This window comes from Rhodococcus sp. KBS0724, from assembly GCF_005938745.2.
Taxonomy (GTDB): Bacteria; Actinomycetota; Actinomycetes; order Mycobacteriales; family Mycobacteriaceae; genus Rhodococcus_F.
Map to the genome: position 1 here is coordinate 1711076 of NZ_VCBX02000001.1, position 16966 is coordinate 1728041.

Annotated in this window: 15 protein-coding genes; 6 read left to right on the forward strand and 9 right to left on the reverse strand. The window is 62.8% G+C overall.

Features of this window, described 5'->3' with window-relative positions:
- Window positions 1-103: 103 nt before the first annotated feature.
- Window positions 104-820, forward strand: a complete 717-nt coding sequence (locus FFI94_RS07970; protein WP_138872492.1) for an NADPH-dependent F420 reductase — start codon at window positions 104-106, stop codon at window positions 818-820.
- Between the two features lie 55 nt (window positions 821-875).
- Here the strand turns inward: FFI94_RS07970 and FFI94_RS07975 are convergent, their stop codons facing one another.
- Together FFI94_RS07975 and glpX are read right to left on the reverse strand one after the other, a co-directional pair.
- Window positions 876-2279 carry a class II fumarate hydratase gene (locus FFI94_RS07975; protein WP_138872493.1) on the reverse strand — a complete coding sequence of 468 codons (1404 nt, stop codon included), beginning with the start codon at window positions 2277-2279 and terminating at the stop codon, window positions 876-878.
- Window positions 2280-2379: 100 nt separating this feature from the next.
- Complete coding sequence (gene glpX, locus FFI94_RS07980; protein ID WP_033234502.1) at window positions 2380-3414, reverse strand: class II fructose-bisphosphatase; 1035 nt, start codon at window positions 3412-3414, stop codon at window positions 2380-2382.
- A 180-nt stretch (window positions 3415-3594) separates the two neighbouring features.
- Here glpX and FFI94_RS07985 point away from each other — a divergent pair, with 180 nt between their 5' ends.
- A complete protein-coding gene (locus FFI94_RS07985; protein WP_138872494.1) occupies window positions 3595-4164 on the forward strand; it encodes a DUF4245 domain-containing protein in 570 nt (189 codons plus the stop codon).
- Between the two features lie 34 nt (window positions 4165-4198).
- On the opposite strand, the gene FFI94_RS07990 is transcribed toward FFI94_RS07985, so the two are convergent.
- The 3 genes from FFI94_RS07990 to FFI94_RS08000 are packed head-to-tail and all read right to left on the reverse strand — an operon-like array spanning window position 4199 to window position 6281.
- Window positions 4199-4429 (reverse strand): exodeoxyribonuclease VII small subunit, encoded by a 231-nt coding sequence (locus tag FFI94_RS07990; RefSeq protein ID WP_138872495.1) that lies wholly within the window; start codon window positions 4427-4429, stop codon window positions 4199-4201.
- Window positions 4426-5697 (reverse strand): exodeoxyribonuclease VII large subunit, encoded by a 1272-nt coding sequence (gene xseA / locus FFI94_RS07995; protein WP_138872496.1) that lies wholly within the window; start codon window positions 5695-5697, stop codon window positions 4426-4428. Before xseA ends, FFI94_RS07990 begins: the two co-directional genes overlap by 4 nt.
- On the reverse strand, window positions 5694-6281 hold the full coding sequence (locus FFI94_RS08000) for a lipid droplet-associated protein (RefSeq protein ID WP_138872497.1): 588 nt from the start codon (window positions 6279-6281) through the stop codon (window positions 5694-5696). The genes xseA and FFI94_RS08000 overlap by 4 nt, the downstream gene beginning before the upstream one ends.
- Window positions 6282-6390: 109 nt before the next feature.
- Here FFI94_RS08000 and FFI94_RS08005 point away from each other — a divergent pair, with 109 nt between their 5' ends.
- A complete protein-coding gene (locus tag FFI94_RS08005; protein WP_138872498.1) occupies window positions 6391-7404 on the forward strand; it encodes a 4-hydroxy-3-methylbut-2-enyl diphosphate reductase in 1014 nt (337 codons plus the stop codon).
- A 67-nt stretch (window positions 7405-7471) separates the two neighbouring features.
- Here the strand turns inward: FFI94_RS08005 and FFI94_RS08010 are convergent, their stop codons facing one another.
- A complete protein-coding gene (locus FFI94_RS08010; RefSeq protein WP_138872499.1) occupies window positions 7472-8470 on the reverse strand; it encodes a DUF6542 domain-containing protein in 999 nt (332 codons plus the stop codon).
- 94 nt (window positions 8471-8564) lie between these two features.
- Between FFI94_RS08010 and FFI94_RS08015 the strand changes: the two genes are divergently transcribed.
- Both FFI94_RS08015 and FFI94_RS08020 read left to right on the forward strand, forming a co-directional pair.
- Window positions 8565-9740, forward strand: a complete 1176-nt coding sequence (locus tag FFI94_RS08015) for an exonuclease SbcCD subunit D (RefSeq protein WP_138872500.1) — start codon at window positions 8565-8567, stop codon at window positions 9738-9740.
- On the forward strand, window positions 9737-12715 hold the full coding sequence (locus FFI94_RS08020; RefSeq protein WP_138872501.1) for an AAA family ATPase: 2979 nt from the start codon (window positions 9737-9739) through the stop codon (window positions 12713-12715). Before FFI94_RS08015 ends, FFI94_RS08020 begins: the two co-directional genes overlap by 4 nt.
- On the opposite strand, the gene FFI94_RS08025 is transcribed toward FFI94_RS08020, so the two are convergent.
- Window positions 12716-13834, reverse strand: a complete 1119-nt coding sequence (locus tag FFI94_RS08025; RefSeq protein ID WP_260684465.1) for an AI-2E family transporter — start codon at window positions 13832-13834, stop codon at window positions 12716-12718.
- 238 nt (window positions 13835-14072) lie between these two features.
- Here FFI94_RS08025 and FFI94_RS08030 point away from each other — a divergent pair, with 238 nt between their 5' ends.
- Complete coding sequence (locus FFI94_RS08030; protein WP_138872503.1) at window positions 14073-14477, forward strand: hypothetical protein; 405 nt, start codon at window positions 14073-14075, stop codon at window positions 14475-14477.
- Between the two features lie 7 nt (window positions 14478-14484).
- On the opposite strand, the gene FFI94_RS08035 is transcribed toward FFI94_RS08030, so the two are convergent.
- Both FFI94_RS08035 and FFI94_RS08040 read right to left on the reverse strand, forming a co-directional pair.
- Complete coding sequence (locus FFI94_RS08035) at window positions 14485-14679, reverse strand: YbdD/YjiX family protein (protein WP_138872504.1); 195 nt, start codon at window positions 14677-14679, stop codon at window positions 14485-14487.
- Window positions 14680-14681: 2 nt separating this feature from the next.
- Window positions 14682-16964, reverse strand: coding sequence for a carbon starvation CstA family protein (locus FFI94_RS08040; RefSeq protein ID WP_138872505.1), 2283 nt, complete (start codon window positions 16962-16964; stop codon window positions 14682-14684).
- Window positions 16965-16966 lie beyond the last annotated feature (2 nt).

Here is a 16966-nt window from a genome sequence, read left to right on the forward strand (position 1 = left end):
GGATTACTCTCACGGCTGCGGGTGCAGACTTGTCAAGCAATGGAATCAACCGGAGTTGAAATGGCCGGTACGGAATGCCCGGATGTGTTGCCGTCGTTGACGAGTGCAGCAGTGGTGGAATCGCCAGTGCACGCAACGAAGGAGCAGGATCATGCGCATCGGAATCATCGGAGCCGGTCAGATCGGTGGAACGCTCACACGCAGGCTGACTGCGCTCGGTCACGACGTGCGCGTCTCGAACTCTCGCACACCGGAAACGCTTGCAGAACTCGAGGCGGAAACCGGTGCAAAGGCGGTACTGAATACCGAAGCCGCCGAAGGTGCCGACCTGGTGATCGTGAGCATCCCGCAGAAGAACGTCGTGGACCTTCCCGCCGGCATCCTCGCGGGCGCGGCCGACGGCGCTCCGGTGATCGAGACCAACAACTACTACCCGCAGCAGCGAGACGGTTTGATCGCCGCAATCGAAGACGGTCAGACTGAAAGCGATTGGGTGCAAGAGCACCTCGGCGTTCCGGTCTTCAAGGCATTCAACGGAATCTGGTGGAAGCACCTTCTCGAGAAGGGCCTACCGGAAGGCACGAGCGGCCGAATCGCGCTCCCGATCGCCGGTGACGACGAGCTGAAGAAGCAGGTTGTCTTCGACCTGATCAATCAACTCGGCTTCGACCCCGTCGACGCGGGCACCATCGAAGACTCCTGGCGCCAGCAGCCGGGAACCCCTGTCTACGGCAAGGACTTTGATCGGGACGCTACGTTGAAGGCACTTGCTCAGGCAACACCGGAGCGCACCGACGAGTGGCGTGCTGTCGCGGATTGACGTGACTTGCGCGAGCGGCGGTTCCCGAATACGGAACCGCCGCTCGGGCAGTGAATTAGTCCTTGACCTTCGCCATCGCCAGTACGTCGAGACGCTTGTCGAGTTCGGCTTCGCTGAGCTTGTCCGGAACGAGTCCGCGCTCGACAACAACCTGCCGAATCGTCTTCTTCTCCTTCAGAGCCTGCTTTGCAACCGACGCGGCCTCCTCGTACCCGATCGCCGAGTTGAGCGGCGTCACGATCGACGGCGAAGATTCGGCGAGGGTCTTGAGGTGCTCCTCGTGCGCCACCAGTCCGCTGACGCACTTGTCCGCGAACAACCGGGAAACATTGGCCAGCAACGTGAATGACTCGAGCAGGTTGCGTGCCATCATCGGGATGTAGACGTTGAGTTCGAACGCGCCGGCAGCGCCGCCCCACGCGATGGCCGCGTCATTTCCGATAACCTGCGCAGCTACCTGCGTAACAGCCTCCGGAAGAACGGGATTGACCTTGCCTGGCATGATCGAGCTGCCTGGCTGCAAATCCGGGAGCGCTATCTCGCCGAGACCGGTCAACGGTCCCGAGCCCATCCAGCGAATGTCGTTGGCAATCTTCGTCAGCGAGACCGCGATGGTGCGCAGGGCGCCCGACGCTTCCACCAGACCGTCACGGGCAGCCTGCGCCTCGAAGCTGTTCTTTGCCGGAACCAGCGCGTCGACCCCCGTCGACTTGACCAGCTCCGCAACAACTTTGGGCCCGAATCCGTCCGGTGCATTGAGTCCGGTACCCACCGCGGTGCCGCCGATCGGCAGTTCGCCGAGCCGGGGGAGTGTTGCCTTGATTCGTTCGATGCCGGCCTCGATCTGGCGTGCGTAACCGCCGAACTCCTGACCGAGGGTCACCGGAACCGCATCCATCAGGTGGGTGCGTCCGGACTTGACGACGGACTTCCACTCGGCGGATTTCGCGGCGAGCGCTGCGTGTAGATGCTCCAGAGCCGGAACAAGATCCGTGACGGCGGCTTCCGTCGCTGCGACATGCGTGGCCGTCGGGAATGTGTCGTTGGAGGACTGCGACATGTTGACGTCATCGTTCGGATGCACATCCACGTCGTTGGCCTGCGCGATCGACGCGATGACCTCGTTGGCGTTCATGTTGGAGCTGGTGCCCGAGCCGGTCTGAAAAACATCGATGGGGAACTGATCGTCGTGCTTGCCGTCGGCAATCTCGTTGGCGGCCGAGATGATGGCATCGGCTTTGTCGGCGGCGAGAAGGCCAAGATCCTTGTTGACCTGCGCACACGCGGCTTTGAGAAGGCCCATCGCACGAATCTGAGTGCGTTCGAGGGGGCGGCCGCTGATCGGGAAATTCTCGACTGCGCGTTGGGTTTGTGCTCGCCACAACGCGTCGATGGGCACCCGAACTTCACCCATGGTGTCGTGTTCGATTCGGAACTGCTGCTCGTTGCTTTCCGTCATGTGTCCACAGTGCCACTTTCGGAGGGCCTGTAGGGGACTACGCACCCTGTGCGTCGTTGTGGCAGTGCCGAACCACACAACGACGCACAGGGCGAAGCCGTCAGAACGTCGGGGGAACTGCGCCCTCTTCGCCGTCGAAGTCCACCGAGCTGTACTCGCGGAGCTTCTCGAGACGGTGGTACGCGTCGATCATGCGGACAGTGCCGGACTTGCTGCGCATCACGATGGACTGCGTGCTGGCGCCGCCGCCGTAGTAGCGGACACCGCGCAGCAGATCACCATCGGTGACGCCCGTCGCGCAGAAGAAGACGTTCTCGCCCGAGACCAGATCTTCGGTGGTCAGGATGCGATCGAGATCATGGCCGGCGTCGATGGCCTTCTGACGCTCTTCGTCGTCGGTGGGAGCCAGCTTGCCCTGCAACGATCCACCCATGCAGCGCATGGCCGCAGCGGCGATGATGCCCTCGGGCGTGCCGCCGATGCCGACCAGCATGTCCGTGCCGGACTCCGGACGCGCAGCGGCGATAGCGCCGGCAACGTCACCGTCGGAAATCAGACGGATACGAGCGCCCGTGTCGCGAACGTCCTGGATCAGCTGGTTGTGGCGCGGACGGTCCAGGATGCAGATCGTGATGTCGGAGACCGACGCCTTCTTGACCTTCGCGACGCGCTTGATGTTCTCGGCAATCGGGGCGCTGATGTCGATGACATCCGCAGCGTCCGGTCCGACAGCGATCTTCTCCATGTAGAACACAGCAGACGGATCGAACATCGCGCCGCGCTCGGCCACAGCCAACACCGAGATGGCGTTGGGCATGCCCTTGGACATCAGCGTGGTTCCGTCAACCGGGTCGACAGCAAAGTCGCAGTCCGGGCCGTCGCCGTTGCCGACCTCTTCGCCGTTGAACAGCATCGGCGCTTCGTCCTTCTCGCCCTCGCCGATGACAACGATGCCGCGCATGGACACCGAAGAAACAAGCTGACGCATCGCGTCGACGGCAGCACCGTCGCCGCCTTCCTTGTCGCCGCGTCCAACCCAGCGACCTGCAGCCATCGCGCCGGCTTCGGTGACTCGGACCAATTCGAGAGCGAGGTTACGGTCCGGGGTCTCACGATGAATGCTGCTGGCCGTCATGTGCGGTGCCTCCTGGCGCGGTCGCGGTCGACGGGGTGTGTCGACGCAAGTGGTTTCTTCAGGCGTGATTGTCCCAGATGGGAGCCACTGTGTGCGCTGCTGGGTCAGGGCCGTGGTGATTTGTCACGCTTAGGGGTACCGGGAATCGTTACAAGCGGCCGGTACCTGGATACTGGGAGTGTGGCATCGAAGAAACCCCGCATTCTCGAAGACAACAAAGACATGGTCTGGTCTCTCGTACCGCTGGTGCTGTTCTGCATCATCATCGCGGGCATCGCCAGCCAGTGCACGTTCAGCCCGGGAGGCCCCACTCAGGGACCGATCCCGAGCGTCGACATCGACGCAGCGCTGAACTACGACGCCAAAGAGTTGGGCTTCCCGATCCGCAAACCTGAAGTTCCCGAGGGCTGGACCCCGAACTCGGGTAGCCGGAAAGTGATCACCGGCGACGGTGGCGGCGATTCCAGCACTGTGGGATTCATCACCTCGAACGGCAGCTACATTCAGCTGACGCAGAGCAACGCCGAAGAATTTCCTCTGGTGTCCTACGTCGCCGGCGGTCAGCGTTTTGCGACGGGTGTCGAAGACATCGACGGCCACACCTGGAACGTCTTCGGCGGCGAGGGCGTCGAATCAATCTGGGTGACCGACGTAGACGGAGTTCGTCTCCTCATTACCGGTGCCGCGCCGGCCGAGGACTTCACGACCCTGGCGCGCAACGCCGGCCAGGCCGAGCCGATCGTCCCCTAGATTCCCGGGCCTATTCGTCCGACCCGGACAGCCTCTATTCGTCCGACCCGGACAGCGCTGTCTCCACGCGAGCCCTAGCGCCCGCCAAGTGCTCCTCACATCGCTTGGCGAGCGCTTCGCCACGCTCCCACAAGGCCAATGAGGCATCGAGGTCCAGGCCGCCCTGCTCGAGGATCTTCACGACGCCCACCAGTTCGTCGCGGGCAGCTTCGTACCCGAGTTCGGTGATGTCGATGTCTGCGGGGTTGTTGTCGGCGTTGCTCATTTTTCTCTTCCCATTACTGCGGCGCGAACAGCGCCGTCTGCAAGTCGAACTCGTATCTGAGTGCCAGGCGGCGCGTCCTCGACCGAGCGCAGTACTTCCGGATCGCCGTCCGCGATGATGCGCTGCACCACTGCATAGCCCCTGGCCAGCGTGGCTGCCGGACCAAGAGTTGTCAGGCGCGCCCGCAAATGCTCGACGGTTCGCGATTCGGAGTCGATCAGTCTGCTGACATCGCGTCGGCCGGCGGCTTGGAGTCGTTCGACTTCCTCGGCCCGACGGTCGATGGCCAGCAGCGGCGACGCCATCACCGGGCGGGTGCGTAGTTGCTCGATGAGGTGCGACTCGCGCTTTACCCAACTGCGTAGCGCCGCGGCACTGCGATCGCGGAGTTCGGAAACCAGCGCTGCTTCCGCAACGGCGTCGGGAACCACCCGCTTCGCGGCATCGGTCGGTGTGGCAGCGCGAAGGTCGGCGACGTGGTCGCTCAACGGACTGTCTGGTTCGTGGCCGATCGCACTGACGACGGGTGTCGTGCACGCCACGATGGCCCGGCACAGTGCCTCGTCGGAGAACGGAAGCAGATCTTCGACGCTTCCACCGCCGCGCGCGAGGATGATGACATCCACTTCGGGGTTCGCGTCGAGGTCCTTCAACGCCTCGATGATCTGAGGCACGGCCGTCGGACCTTGAACTGCTGTGTTACGCACCGCAATTGCGACAGCGGGCCACCGTCGATGGGCGACGGACACGACGTCCTTCTCGGCGGCACTCGCCCGTCCGGTGATCAGCCCGATCGTTCCGGGCAAGAACGGCAGCGGACGCTTGAGCCGGGGATCGAACAGACCCTCAGCCGCCAACAGTGCGCGCAGTCGCTCGATCCGCGCGAGCAATTCACCGATGCCGACAGCCCGGATCTCGGTTACTCGCAGCGATACGGTGCCGCGTCCGGTGTAGAACGAGAGCTTCCCGAACATCACGACCCGAGAACCTTCCGTCAACGGGACGGGAGAGTTGTGCAGTAGTTGCGGTGAGCACGTCACGGACAACGACATGTCAGCCGACGGATCACGGAGAACCAGAAACGCAGTCCTGGTACCGGGGCGCGCATTGATCTGGGTGATCTGACCCTCGACCCAGATACTGCCGAGACGATCGATCCAGCCGGCAACCTTGGCCGAGACGGTGCGAACCGGCCACGGCTGTTCTGGGGAACTGGCACCCGAACCCGTCGGGCGTTGCTGTGCGGGGGGACGCTGGGCGGAAGTCACTTTGCCTTGGCTGTGGTGATGCGGTTGGTCAACATGGTCACGTACGGCGCACGCGAACGAGTTGCGTTCTCGTAGTCGAGGAGCGTCGTCAGATTGTCGACACTCAACGACTTGATACGGGCGCGCAGCTCCGCGAGCGTCAGGTTGGCGTAGTCGAGTTCGGCGACGATCGCAGGCTCGGACGCAGTGGTGTTGTCGGTATCACCATCCGGCGCGGTGTCTGCTTCGGACGCAGGGGTTGCACTGCCGGAAGTATCAGCTGTGGGATCGACCGAGTACAGAGCGAACCGACCGGCGTTAGTGGGGCTCTCCCGAGGCTTCGGCGGCGACGGCTTCACATCCTCGTCGAACACTGCCCACTCCGGCTGCTCGTCGTCGCCGGACCAACTGAGCAGCGCAAACGCTTGATCGCCCTTGATTGCGAGGGACGTGATGGACTGCTGCAGTCGCATGCTCGTCTGGAGCATCTGACTGACAGCGGTCATGGGCAGGGCGACTGCGGTAGTCGGAAGCTTCTTGGCTTCTTCCAACGCTGTGACTGCGAGTCCTGCGGCCACACGTGCCACGAACGGGGGTCGAATCATTCCAACAGCTTGCCGTAAACCACCGACAATCGGTAGCCGACTCGGCTGTATCGCGGAGGTAGACCTTCGCCGAAGTGTTGCACAGGGAAGCTGCCAGTAGGCTGGTGCCATGTCTTCGGCTGTTCCACTCAATCTCGGCATCGCGCACTCCGCGGATTCGGCGTCCATTCGTAAGGGCACAGGCAAGCGGGTACTTCTCGCCGAGCCGCGCGGCTACTGCGCCGGCGTCGACCGGGCGGTGGAGACCGTCGAAAAGGCGTTGGAGAAGCACGGCGCCCCCATTTTCGTGCGCAAGGAAATCGTTCACAACCGCCACGTCGTCGAGACCCTGGAAGATCAGGGTGTGATCTTCGTCGACGAAACCGACGAAGTTCCCGAGGGCTCGCTCCTCGTCTTCTCCGCGCACGGCGTCTCACCTGCCGTTCACGAATCGGCGGCCGAACGCAATCTGCGCACCATCGACGCGACGTGCCCACTGGTCACCAAAGTGCACCAGGAAGCAAAGCGGTTTGCGCGTGACGACTACGACATCCTGCTCATCGGCCACGAAGGTCATGAGGAAGTCGAAGGCACCGCAGGTGAGGCCCCCAATCACGTCACGATCGTCGACGGCCCCGCCTCGGTAGATGCCGTCACGGTTCGCGACGAGAACAAAGTGATCTGGCTGTCGCAGACCACATTGAGCGTCGACGAGACGATGCAAACCGTCGCGCGTCTGCGAGATCGCTTCCCGAATCTGCAGGATCCCCCGTCCGACGACATTTGCTACGCCACCCAGAACCGTCAGGTCGCGGTCAAGGCCATGGCGCCCGAATGCGATCTGGTGATCGTGGTCGGCTCGCGTAACTCCTCGAACTCGGTTCGGTTGGTCGAAGTCGCACTCGGGGCAGGCGCACGCGCGTCGTACCTGGTCGACTATGCCCGCGAAGTTGATCTGAGCTGGCTCGACGGCGTCGAGACAGTCGGAATCACGTCCGGCGCTTCCGTCCCGGAGGTGCTGGTTCGCGGAGTGATCGACCTATTGGCAGAGCACGGTTTCCACGACGTGCAATCGGTGACCACCGCCAACGAGACTCTGGTGTTTGCGCTCCCACGCGAGCTGCGCGCTGCGCGCACCCAGTAGGTACAACAGGTACTACGAAAAAATCCCGGACCTTCGCAGGTCCGGGATTTTTTGTGGGCATTAAGTGTCAGCTCGGCGTTTCGTCGCGGTCGCGGTAGCGCACTCGAGGAGCCGGGTAAGCCGGAAGGTCGGCGCCTGCCGGACGTCGACGCGGGGGTAGCGGCACGTCGTCGGCTCCACCTGAGGCGAAGAACGGTTCCATGCGCTCCTCGGAGGGGCGACCGGCTTCCGGGGTACGACGCTCGCTGTGGGAGGGGTACTCGCGACGCTCACGGTAGGACGGGGCATCGCTGCGTTCGCTCACCGGCTGGTTGCGCCGCGGCGGTTGGTAGCGATCGTGCTCGACCGGAGCGGAGCTACGACGCGGCGGTGTGCGGTCGGGCGCGGCAGCCGGACGGTACGACGGACGCTCGTTGTAGACAGGGCGGTCGCTGTAGGCGGGGCGATCGGTGTCGCGTCGCCGGGGCTGCGGCGGAATCAGGTCAGTTGCCTCGGCCGCGTCCGGTCGGCTCGGTTCGGGGCGACGGCGCCGACGTTGCGCAGGATCGGAATTTTCGCTGGCACCACGCGAGTTCGTGGCGGGTGGAGTGTCTCGCCGGGTTCGGGTGGATCGAACCGGACCGGTCGGCCGCTGCTGCAGCAGGAAGTAACGGACACAGCCGATGATCAGGACCACGATGCTGGTGGCCAGCATGACGGGGAAGCGGTCTACCAGTGGGTATGCGATGTTGATGGCAATGTCGCGGAGTGAGGTGCTGTTGTCCTTGCCGATCATGGTCTGCGCAAGCGGTACCGCGACCAGAAGTAGGAGCGGAGGCTGCGCCATTGCCGTGAACAGAGATTTGTTTGCGGCAGCAACCACGGCGAAGAAGCAACCGAGGAAGTAGAACGTCGAGAAGACGGACGTCAGCTCGCCGCCGCCACCGGATGCATCGATCAGGACACCGATCGAAGTGACACCGGCAGCGAGCAGTACTACTCCCCACCAGGGCAGACCGGGGACCGTGACGACCAGAGATCGTTTGTCCAGCGGTACCCCGGAGCGAGCACGTTGGGTTGCAGACACACATTGACATTAGCCGCTTTCTCGGCGTGAGCAGTGTTTGTGCCGGTCGTGGCTTCGGGTTTATCTGTCGGTGGGGTCCTCTACCGTCACTGGAATGAAGATCTTGCACACCTCCGATTGGCACATAGGTCGCACTTTTCACGGTGTGGACTTGTTGGCCGATCAGGCGAGTGTGTTGAGCGCCATCGCTGCTCTCGTCCGTGAGCACGGCGTGGACGTCGTGGTTGTTCCGGGCGATATCTACGATCGCTCCATTCCGAGTTCCGACGCGGTCACGGTGTGCAATCGAGGGTTCGAGGCTATTCGTGATGCCGGAGCGGTCATCGTCGCCACGTCGGGCAATCATGATTCGGCTGTGCGCTTGGGTGCCGGCGCGTCGTTTGCCGCGGCCGGCGGGCTGCACCTGATCACTCGGGTCGGTCAGGTCGATTCACCGGTTGTGGTCGACGACGAGTTCGGCCCGGTGGTGTTCTACGGAATTCCGTATCTCGAACCGGAGATCACGAGAGTCGAGTTGGACGTGCCGCGTGCGCGTAGCCACTCGGACGTTCTGGGGGCCGCTATGGCTCGGGTGCGGGCAGACCTGACGGGTCGGCTGGAGAGTGACCCTAAGACTCGGTCGGTGCTCTTGGCGCATGCCTTTGTTGTCGGCGGTGAAGCGACGGGTGAGGAGCGCTCCATTTCGGTGGGCGGCGTCGAGACGGTGGCGGCCGGCGAGTTCGACGGTGTCGACTACGTTGCGTTGGGGCATCTCCATTCGCCACAGATGTTGTCGGATCGGGTCTGGTATTCGGGTTCACCGTTGCCGTACTCGTTCGGTGAGCGCAGCCACAAGAAGGCGGCGCTGTTGGTCGAACTCGACGGCGCCGGCCTCGTCTCGACGTCGCGTCTCGACCTTCCCGTTGTTCGAGGGTTGCGGCAGTTGACGGGCACTCTCGAAGATTTGCTCAACTCGCCGGACTACGTCGATGCCGAGGATTGTTACGTCTCGGCGCTGCTCACCGATCCGGTTCGCCCGATCGATGCAATGCGCGCGTTGCACACGAGGTTCCCGTTTGCCGTCCACCTCGAATGGCAGCGGCCGGAAGGTAATTCGGAGCTCAAGTACCGCGACGCTATGAGTGGCCGAGACGACATGGAGATCGCCCGGGGGTTTGTCGCCGCGGTCCGGAGCGAACCCACCGAGGGTGAAATTTCTCTGATGGAAGCTGCACTCGGTTCCGCTGATCGAGCTGAGGAAGTCACAGCTGAACTGGGAGTCACTGCGTGAGGCTTCATACGCTCGAAATCACGGCCTTCGGTCCGTTCGCCGACACCGTCAAGGTGGACTTCGACAGGTTGGGGGCCGACGGCCTTTTCCTGCTGCACGGCGATACCGGCGCGGGAAAGACTACCGTCCTCGACGCCGTTGCCTTTGCGTTGTACGGCAGAGTGCCGGGTGCTCGAAACGAGGGTAAGCGGTTGCTGTCCGATCACGCTCCGGTTGGTTCGGTACCGCAGGTGACCCTCGAAGCCACCATCAGTGGTCGACGCCTCAAACTTGTTCGCAGTCCGGAGTTTTCCCGTCCGAAAAAACGTGGATCCGGTTCGATCGTCGAGAATGCCAAGGCGACCCTGACGTGGCTCGACGGCCGCGGCGAGAACCTCTCACGCATCCCGGACATCGGTGACGAGATCAACCGTCTGATGGGGATGAGCGCCGATCAGTTCTTCCAGGTTGTCCTGCTACCGCAGGGGGAGTTCGCCAAGTTCCTGCGAGCCGAGAACGATGAACGCGGAAAGTTGCTCGAGCGACTCTTCGACACCAAGAAGTTCGTGTCGGTGGAGGCGTGGTTCGACGAGAAGAAAAAAGCCAGTACCAGTGCTCTCGCGGACAGGGAGCAGGCTGTGCAGGTTTTACTTGCACGGGTCGAGACTGCGGCGGGTTTGGAAGTGGGAGCGGAAGCGCATCCGCTCGAATGGTCGCGCAAGTTGCTCGCGGAGGCGCAAGACGGCCGCGATTTGGCAAACGGAGTGCTCGAGAAGTCCAAAGCTGCGGCAGCGGAGGCCCATCGAGTGCTCGGCGTTGCCGAGCGTACTGCGGATTTGGTGCGTCGCCGCGACCGTGCGCGCGCAGAGATCATTGCATTGGACGAGGGGTCGGCAGATCTGGCCCTCATTGCGGATGAGTTGGCTACAGCCGCACGGGCGCAACCTGTTTCGGTAATTTCGCAGGATTCGGACGCGGTGCAGCGCGTGGTGGCGTCGGCACTCGCGCTTGCCGAGAAGGCGGTGACGCAGTACTCGGCGCACGGTGGTCCCGACATCTTCGGCGGGGGAGTGTGGCCGCCGCGAGACGGTGAGCGCGACGCGGTCTTGGCTCAGGTCAGAGACTGGCGAGACGAGATCGTGCGACTGGATTCGGTGGCCGAGCAGGCACGGATCGCGGATTCGGCAGAGTCGGAGATCGGCACACTGTCGGCGCGGCATGCCGCGATGGCCGCCCGCACCGAGGGCATCGCGCGTGAGCGTGCGCAGCTACCTGAGCAATTGAGCTCTGCCGCATCAGAACTCGCCGATGCGCAGCGCTGTGAGGCGTCGTTGCCGGGTCTTCGGACTGCTTACGCGGCAGCAGCAGACAGAGCTGCGGCAGCACACGAGATCGGCCGCGCGCGTGTGAAGGCCGAGGCGATGCGTGCCACAGTGCTCGATGCGCGCGACGTCCATCAGGCGGCTCGCGGGCGTTGGCTCGATCGGGTGCACACACGCATCGAGGGGATGGCCGCGGAGCTGGCGGGTTCTCTCAAACCGGGCGACGCGTGTCAGGTGTGTGGTTCGCCGGAGCATCCCGCTCCCGCACAGCCCGGAACCGACACTGTGACTGAGGCTGACGTCGAGAAAGCCGCAGTTCGCGAACGCGCCGCAGAAGGTGCCTTGACGGTTGTTCTCGAGCAGGAGAGCGCCCTGGCGTTGGAGATCGATCGATTGATCGCTCGCGGCGGCGACGGTGACGTCACAGAACTCGAAGTAGCGCGCGAACATGCGCAGTCGACTCTCGAGAGCGCGCAGTCGAAGGCCGACCAAGCAGCGAGTGTCGCGGCGCGGGTTGCGGAACTCAGTGGCCGAGACAACGCACTCGAGCAGGAGTCTGCAGCGTTGGCCACGGAAGCGGCCACCGTCGTCGAGCGCATCTCAGCTCTGACGCTGCGAGCACGGGAAATTCGGGCCGCGATTGTCTCTGCGGCGGGGGAGGATTCGAGCATCTCGGCGAGGCGGGCCCGGTTCGAGACTTGGGCAACCGCGGCTACGACGGCGTCGGAAGCTCGCGACGACGCGGCCCGGGCACAAGCTCGAGCTGTCGAGTTGTCGACAAAGCTGGTTGATGCGGCACTCTCCGCTGGTTTCGAGTCGGCTCCGGCCGCGCTGGCAGCTGTTCGGACGCCGGCACGCATCGTAGCCATCGAGGCAGAGGTTTCGCGGGCACGTGATCGAGGAGTGGCTGCGCGTTCAGTTCTCGACGACCCGGATGTTGCTGCTACGGCTGATGTTGCGACTGTGGACGTGGAAGGACCTGGACTTGCTGCGCGTGAATGCACAGCGGCCGTCAACGAGGCAGTTGCAGCGGCGTCGCTGGCGGAAAATCGGGTTGCGGACCTCGAACGCCTCAACGGCCAGCTCGAGAAAGCATACGAGGCAATTGCACCGCAGCGTGCGCGTCACGACGAGTTGGCGGCGCTGGCAGATGTGATCGCCGGCAAGGGGCAGAACAGCCGCAAGATGTCTTTGCGGTCGTATGTGTTGGCGTCTCGGCTCGAGGAAGTTGCACTGTCCGCGTCGGTTCGGTTGCGTCGAATGTCCGGTGGGCGATACGAATTCGTTCACAGTGACGAAGCCGGATCCCGTGGTCGGCGCGGTGGCCTCGGCCTCGACATCCGTGACGATTTCACCGGCGTCGTGCGGTCGGCAAAAACACTCTCGGGTGGTGAGTCCTTCCTGGCGTCATTGTCTTTGGCGTTGGGGCTTGCCGACGTTGTTGCCGCTGAATCCGGTGGTGTTGTGCTCGACACCATGTTCATCGACGAGGGATTCGGAACCCTCGATGCCGACACCCTCGATTCGGTGATGGGTGTGCTCGACGAGCTTCGCGACGGTGGACGTGTTGTCGGGATAGTCAGTCACGTCGACGAAATGCGGCAGCGAATCCCGAGTCGCCTGCACGTCATTCGTGGACGTGCAGGCTCCTCGGTAGAAGTGATTGCGGGCTGATCAGGCCTTCTGGTCTTCGTCCGTGGTGGCCGCGTCGTTCTCGGATTGTTCGACCAGGTCGGAGGCGTTGCCCTTCGGCATAGGTTCGTTGTCCGTTGCGCGTTCGTCGATCTGCTCGCCGATGTAGCGGATGACGACGGCGGCGACAGCGGCCACGGGAACTGCGAGGAAGGCGCCGACGATTCCGTAGAGGGAGCTACCCGCAGCGACGGCAAGAAGCACGATAACCGCGTGGAGTTTCATCGACTTGCTTTGCAGGACAGGTTGAAGGACGTTTCCTTCGATCTGCTGCACCAGCAGGATGATGATCAACACGATGATCGCCGTGGTCAAGCCGTTGGCTACCAACGCAACCAGCACTGCAAGGGCGCCGGCAACAAATGCGCCCACAATCGGAATGAAGCCGCCGATGAATGTCAGAATCGCGAGCACCGGTGCCAGGGGGACGCCGAGGATCAGCAGTCCGGCGCCGATGAACACTGCGTCGATCAGACTCACCAGAGCCTGGGTGCGGATGAATCCGCCGAGGGTGTCCCACATACGCGTCAGAACTTCTTCGAGGTGCCTGCCGGCCTTTCCGCCGCCCACTGCGTGGAGCCACGGGATGAAGCGCGGGCCGTCCTTGATGAAGAAGAACGACAGAACCAGAACGAGGCCCAGCGTGACCAGCAGGGAACCGGCGGTGCTCACACCACTGAAAACGCCTGAGGCGATAGCTGTTCCGCTCTCCTGGACCTTGGCGACAACTGAATGGATAGCATTGTCGATCTGATCATCCTGGAGGTTGAGCGGTGGTCCTTGCATCCAGTCCTGGACCTGGTTGATGCCCTCGGTTGTTTTGTTTGCCAGTTCGGGGGCTTGCCCGACGACGGACGGGATGATGCCCGCGATCACGCCGGCCAGCACACCGATCGACAGCACCAAGGTGATGGCTGCTGCCGCTGCCGGCGGCAGTCCTCGTTTGACCATTTCGCGGGTGGGCGGCCACATGACAGTCGCGAGGACGATCGCCAGGGCAACGGGCAGCACGATTACCCACAACTTTTCGACGAGCCAACCAAATATCAGTGCGCCGATCGAAATGGATGCCAGCACCAACGACCACTTGGCGAGCCACATGCCGCCCTGTCCGATGATCTCGCCGCGGTCGCGTTTACGCGTGGGAGTCGGCCCAGTTACCTCGTTGCCTTGCTCGCTCACTGATCGTCCTTTCGGTCGGCGTGGGACTACTCCCCGCCGATGTATTTGACGTGATCTCGCTTGCCTGATCGTATCGCTGTCCGAATTACTGCAGTCCACAGGACGTTGACCGGTGATCGGTATTCGGTGGTCGGGGTGCGCGACTACCATTTCCGTTATGAAAATTGCAGCAGCAGTTGTGGCAGCAACAATCGTCGTTCTGGGTCTCACCGCGTGCAGCGAGGAGCAGACGAACGATGCACAGGACAAGGTGAACAGCGCGATCACCAGTGGACAGCAGGCTTTGGAGACCGCAAAAGAGTCAGCGGGAAATGCCATCGATCAGGGGAAAACTGCTCTGTTCGTGGCGACGTTCCGTGGTGCGTACGCGCCGTTGGCGGCTGATCGTGATGATGCGGACATCGAGAAGATCCTGACGACAACGTGTGATGAAGTCGCGAAGGGCACCGACGAGGCAGCGGTGAAGGCGGAGATCATCACTCTGGCGGAGAACAACGGAACTGTTCCGACTCAGGAGCAGGCCGGCCACATTTACTCTCTGGCCAAGGCCGCCTGCCCCTGATCGTGAGTCAGCAGCAGCGGGCACCCGGATTGTTGTCCGCTGCTGCGTGACGGCGACGCCAGAACTCTCGTTCGCTCAAGAGCGGCGCATCGCTGTGGTTCCGCCGGGTGTGCTCGACGTATCGGGCGTAGTCCAGATCGCCCATCACCGAGCGGATCCACCACAGGATGCCGCGCAATGTTGTTCCGACTCGAGCGGTCATGGTCAGTGCCCACCTGCATGCGCGGCGCCAGGTGCGCGGACCTTACCGGCCTTGATGAGCTCATCCCATTCCTTCTGAACTTCCTTCTCGGCCGGTGTGGGGATGAAGCTCGCGGGACCGAAGATCTTCGACGGTTCCTCGGGGGATTCGGTAGTGGGTAGGCCCCCGACCCTGATTGCCTTGATGCACACGATGATTCCGGCAATCACCACGACGATGACAAGCGACGCGAAGATGATCGACAACGTGCCCTGAATGAACGTATTGCGAATAACGGCATCGATTGCTTCCGGTGTCTTGGCGGAGCCGTGGGACGTCTCGCCGGCGGCTTTGGCGTCCTTGAACACGTTGTGCTGAGCCCAGTATCCGATAGCCGGATTGTCGGAGAAGATCTTCTGCCACGACGCTGTCATGGTGACGATCAAGTCCCACACCAACGGAACTCCGGGGATCCAGGCCCACTTGAACAGTCCCTTTTTCATCACGATCGTCATGACCACTGTCAGCGCGATGGCCGCGAGCAGCTGATTGGCGATGCCGAACAAGGGGAAGAGCGTGTTGATGCCGCCGAGGGGATCGGTGACACCCATCAGCAGGATTGCGCCCCAGGCCGCAACAACGATCAGCGAGCACAGCCACGCGCCGATACGCCACGACGGGTCCTTGAACTTCTTTGCAGGACCGCCGAAATTGCCCAGCGAATCCGACAGCATGAACCGCGCAACGCGGGTGCCGGCGTCGATGGTCGTGAGGATGAAGAGCGCTTCGAACATGATCGCGAAGTGATACCAGAACGATTTCAGTGAGTCGCCGCCAAAAACGTCGCTGAGGACTTCGGACATGCCGAACGCCAGCGTCGGAGCGCCGCCCGTTCGCGAGATGATCGATTCCTCTCCGACGGCCTCAGCTGCCTGGGACAGGACGTCGGGGGAGATCGGAGCGATGCCGAGGGGCAGGTTGTTGACGTATTCTGCTGCGGTTTCCGGTGTTCCACCGGTCAGTGCGGCGGGAGCGTTGAGTGCGAAGTACAGGTGCTGATCGAGGATGCAGGCGGTGACCAGGGCCATGATGGCGACAAACGATTCGGTCAGCATGCCGCCGTACCCGATCATCCTGGTCTGGCTTTCCTTTTCGAGGAGCTTCGGTGTTGTTCCCGACGCGATCAGTGCGTGGAACCCCGAGAGTGCGCCGCAGGCGATGGTGATGAACAGGAACGGGAACAGAGTGCCGGCAAAGGCAGGCCCCTCTCCGTTGGACGCGAACGGCGTTACCGCAGGCATGTTCAATACCGGTCGTGCAACGAGGATTCCGATGGCGAGCAAGGCAATTGTGCCGACCTTCATGAATGTCGACAGGTAGTCGCGGGGCGCGAGCAGAAGCCACACGGGCAGGACCGAGGCGGCAAATCCGTACGCGATCATCAGCCACGCGATGGTGACCTTGGAGAGCGTGAACCAGTCTGCGCCCCAACCGGTGTCGGCGACCCAGCCGCCGGAAACGATGGCCAGCAGCAGCAGGACTACACCGATCAGCGAGACCTCGGAGACCTTGCCGGGCCGAAGGTAACGCAGGTAGACGCCCATGAACAGTGCGATGGGGATGGTCATCGCGATAGAGAAGACGCCCCAAGGACTTTCGGCGAGTGCGTTGACCACCACGAGCCCGAGAACGGCGATGAGGATGATCATGATGACAAAGACGCCGATCAGCGCCGCGACGCCGCCGACGAGGCCAAGTTCTTCACGGGCCATCTGACCGAGACTGCGGCCGCGCCGTTTGGACGAGATCCACAGAACCAGGAAATCCTGTACTGCACCGGCAAAGACAACTCCGATGATGATCCACAAAGTGCCTGGCAGATATCCCATTTGCGCTGCCAGGACGGGGCCGACGAGTGGGCCGGCTCCGGCGATGGCGGCAAAGTGATGGCCGAAGAGAACCCGTCGATCCGTCGGCATGTAATCGGCGCCGTTTTCCATGATCTCGGCGGGCGTAGCGACGTCGTCACGCGGCTTGACGAGTTTGCGTTCGATCAACCGCGCGTAGAACCGATAAGCGATCAGGTAGGTACAGATCGCGGCCAACACGAACCAGACGGCGCTGATGTGTTCATTTCGAACTATCGCAATCATGTACCAGGCGAGGCCGCCCACCAGTCCGATGACCAGGAAGACAAAGCGAGCCGTCGGCGAGATGGGGGTGCGGTCCACCACGCCGACGGGTGGCAGGTCAGGGTCTGTTCTCAGGTACTCGACATTCGGTTCCGGCGCCGTCGTCAGGCTCATCG